At 63.0% G+C, this 3252-nt stretch carries 4 protein-coding genes and 1 pseudogene; 3 read left to right on the top strand and 2 right to left on the bottom strand.

Features of this window, described 5'->3' with window-relative positions; translation table 11 throughout:
- The first annotated feature begins 554 nt into the window (after positions 1-554).
- A pseudogene (locus GXP34_14500) lies at positions 555-644 on the top strand (hypothetical protein).
- A gap of 3 nt (positions 645-647) precedes the next feature.
- On the opposite strand, the gene GXP34_14505 reads toward GXP34_14500, so the two are convergent.
- Entirely contained in the window at positions 648-1970 is a 1323-nt protein-coding gene (locus GXP34_14505) for a hypothetical protein (GenBank protein ID NOY57177.1), read from the bottom strand.
- Between GXP34_14505 and GXP34_14510 the strand changes: the two genes are divergently transcribed.
- On the top strand, positions 1963-2244 hold the full coding sequence (locus GXP34_14510; protein ID NOY57178.1) for a hypothetical protein: 282 nt from the start codon (positions 1963-1965) through the stop codon (positions 2242-2244). The two genes, GXP34_14505 and GXP34_14510, sit on opposite strands and share 8 nt — an antisense overlap.
- Before the next feature lie 31 nt (positions 2245-2275).
- On the opposite strand, the gene GXP34_14515 is transcribed toward GXP34_14510, so the two are convergent.
- Positions 2276-2746: a sigma-70 family RNA polymerase sigma factor gene (locus tag GXP34_14515; GenBank protein ID NOY57179.1), complete on the bottom strand. Its 471-nt coding sequence runs from the start codon at positions 2744-2746 to the stop codon at positions 2276-2278.
- Positions 2747-3077: 331 nt separating this feature from the next.
- On the opposite strand from GXP34_14515, the gene GXP34_14520 reads away from it, so the two are divergent.
- The coding region (locus tag GXP34_14520; protein NOY57180.1) for a hypothetical protein at positions 3078-3252 on the top strand (175 nt) is incomplete at its 3' end.

Consider the following 3252-nt stretch of genomic DNA (forward strand, 5'->3'; position numbering starts at 1 on the left):
TGACGGCCGCGATCCGATTCACGACCGTGACACCGGCCTCCGCGTCGCGATTGCGTACAGACACCCCCGAATCACACACGCACGTGCAACACGTTGCGGCCGGTCAACTGGTTGACCGGGGAGGTGGCCTGATGGCACTCGACGGGGGGACACTGGCGAAGGTCGATCGGCGGATCTTTGCCGAGCTCGGACAGGTCGCGGCGACCCAGGCGGTCAAGATTCCGTTGTCGGATGCCGCGTGGTCAACGTGGCGGCGCTACTGCCAGGCGATCGGGCTGACGATGGGGAAAGCTGTCGCTGGCCTGATCATCCACGAGCTCCAGAACGTGGTTGTTGAACACACCGACAGAGATGATGGAGTGCGAGCAGGACGACGCGAGGAGGAACTCGCTGCACGCGAATCGCGACTCGCGACCCGGGAGCGGGACCTCGCGGCGACCGAGGAGTGCGCCCTCGAATTGACGACTCGGTTGGGCACCTGGGAGCGAGCGCTGCAAGCGCGAGAGCGGGGGCTCGATCCTGCTTCCCAGCAGATCGCCCAATCCGCGCCGGCGGGTCGGAAGATCGGCCGCAACGAACGCTGCCCCTGCGGATCGGGTCTCGAGTACAAGCACTGCCACGGCCTCGCTGGGCTCCGTGCGTAGCGGTCAGCTGTCGCTTGGGGATTTCGGAGGCAAGTCGTATGCGGTGAGTCTCGTCGTGTTGCGATCGACCTCTAGGAAACCTGCGAGCCGATCACGCGCCCAGGCGAACCTGGCCACATAGGGTGTTTCGATGGGATGCCATGCAACGGTGGCTGCATCGAACCAGGCGAGACCGCCGCACTGCCCAACGGCGCCAGCGTTCACCGATTCAGATCTCGGGTAGCACTCCGAGAACGGCATCGGCACGTTCCCGATGGTACGCCACTGTCCGGATCTGTCGAGGATCGCCGACTCTTGCTCATAGTTCCACGCCAGGATGCCGGCATTGTCCACCCAGGTGATGGTGGATGCTTGGCCATCAATAGGGATGGAGGGGAGCTGCTGCCAGCCGCTGTCTGTGGTGTGTTGATAGACCACAGGGTTGCGGTCGCCAATAACGACGTTGTTCCCGTCTTGGGCGGTACCCGCAACGATCAAGCGGTTCCCGTCGCTCGTCACACCACCGACCGCAATTGGTGATGGAACGGGGTCGAACTCGCGCCAGGCGCCTGTGTCGATGTCGAGGGCTGCGACGGTCGAGATTGCGTCCACGTAGCGACCGGCTGCCGTCACCACCACAAGCTCCCTATCGATAAGAGCTGATCCCAACGGGTAACGAGCAGAGCCGACAGGGTAGCCGGTGGCGGGCGGGGTATCGGCTTGGCGCCACGTCAGCGTGTCAACATCGAGAATCCAAACCTCGGAGTTCTCGGCCTTGATGAGAATGACGGAGTCCTTCGCGGGAAATCCTGACACATCCCCGCAGCACGACGATTGCACGGCAAGGGGTGAGGGAGCGCCGTCGACCCAAGATCCATCGTCAAGAACGAGTCGCGTCGATATCCCATCGATCACGACGACGCCAGCATCGACAGCCTGAACTATGGCCCCGCTGCTGATGCCGAATCCCAAGTCAGCGACAACCCGCCACCCTTCGAGGCCGCGTGTCGCCAACGGTACGAAGTCGACACGGGCGATCCGCACACCAGCGACACCTGCAAGCTCCTCAATCCAATCTCCAGTTGGACTGTCAAGGAATCGGGGAACGAAACCGACCGCGACCCACCTCTGTTCCGGGGGAGCTGTCCCTTGGGCGGTGGCGAACGCCTTCGCGGCCGCCGCGACGTCAGACGAAGAGATGTAGGTCACACTATCTAGCTCCGCGAGAGCGACGGTGGCGAGGTAGGCCTCGAAAGCCTGCTGGGCGTCGACGGGTACGAGCGCAACGACTCCAATCTCATCAGTGGGCTCGTTGAACGCTCCACCGAGTTTCGCGTCGATGAACAACGATACGTTGAACGCTGGGAGTGCACTCGGCCCGAGCGTTGTTGATGGCGGCGGCAACGAGGAAGTGGCAGACGACGGTGTTGGTGGGGACGCCGAATCGGTGGCAGATGGCACCCCGCCGTCGCGTATCGCTAACACGGCAAAGCCGCCGACAGCAATCGCAAGACCGACGACGGCAACGAGCAAGCTACCCCGGGATCTCCGAGATGTCTTCGACACGAGAGAGTTCATCGGCGGTGGAGCGATGTCGGCGACCGACGCCACGACGACCTGAGCATGATGGCGCCCAGCTGAGTCGAGTTCGTTCATAGTTCCAGATCCAATCTTTTCGCCAACGTCCTGCGACCCCGCACCAAGTGAACCCGGGCGGTCGACTCGGAACACTCGAGTAGCTCGGCGATCTGAGAGATCGACCGATCCTCCAAGTAGAACAAGGCAATCGCCTGGGCCTGCCTCCGCGGGAGACGACGAACCTGACCCCAGAAAGCCTCGGTATCTGACGGGACGTCCATTCCGATGCGGATCGGCTGGGAAACTCGGCTCAACGCACGCCGCTCGGCGTATCGACGCCGCCAAGCCGAGTGGGACTTGTTCGCAGTCACACGGCGGATCCATCCAGCCGCGTTCTCCACCGTGTCCCACGCTTCGAGGGCGGCAATGAACGCATCGTGGGCCACATCCTCGGCACGGGTCAGATCCCCCGTCAGAACCCGAGCGAGTGCCAACACAGCGCTGTACTCCTCCTCGTAGAACTCCTCGAAGGATCGATCCTCCATCGACTCGACACTCCCCGATAGGTACACAAGGCCGCCATCCTCGTCGCTCAACCGTACCGTCGCATCAGCACCCGGAAAGGCTTACCGACGTGATCTTCTCGATGCAGAGGGGAAACGCACTAGGCCGTATGTGTACATGGTCCCGGCGGCGCGCAGGGTCCGCGACCACATCGCGTCCACATGACAATGGGAAACATCGAGAAACGGCGAGAAGCGATGAGATTCGAGAATCCATACGGGGCAAGGGAAAACGGCAGAAGAGCCCGATCGTGCGCAGGCGCGACGAGACGGCCAGTGACCTTCACACGGCAGAGGTCACAAGACCGCTGTGATGGCGGTGATCAGCCAGCTCGCTGCTCTGACCGGCACCCCGATCCTGGGCACGGCGCTTGCCGCCCGTGCGGCTGCCGGTCTCGAGACCGCCACCGGGATCCCTTCTACCACGTTGGCTCGACTCCTCTACCAGGCCGGTGACGCATCTGGTCTTCCCTCGGGGGTTGTGGTCG

It is taken from the genome of Actinomycetota bacterium (genome assembly GCA_013152275.1).
Lineage (GTDB): Bacteria > Actinomycetota > Acidimicrobiia > Spongiisociales > UBA4744 > BMS3Bbin01.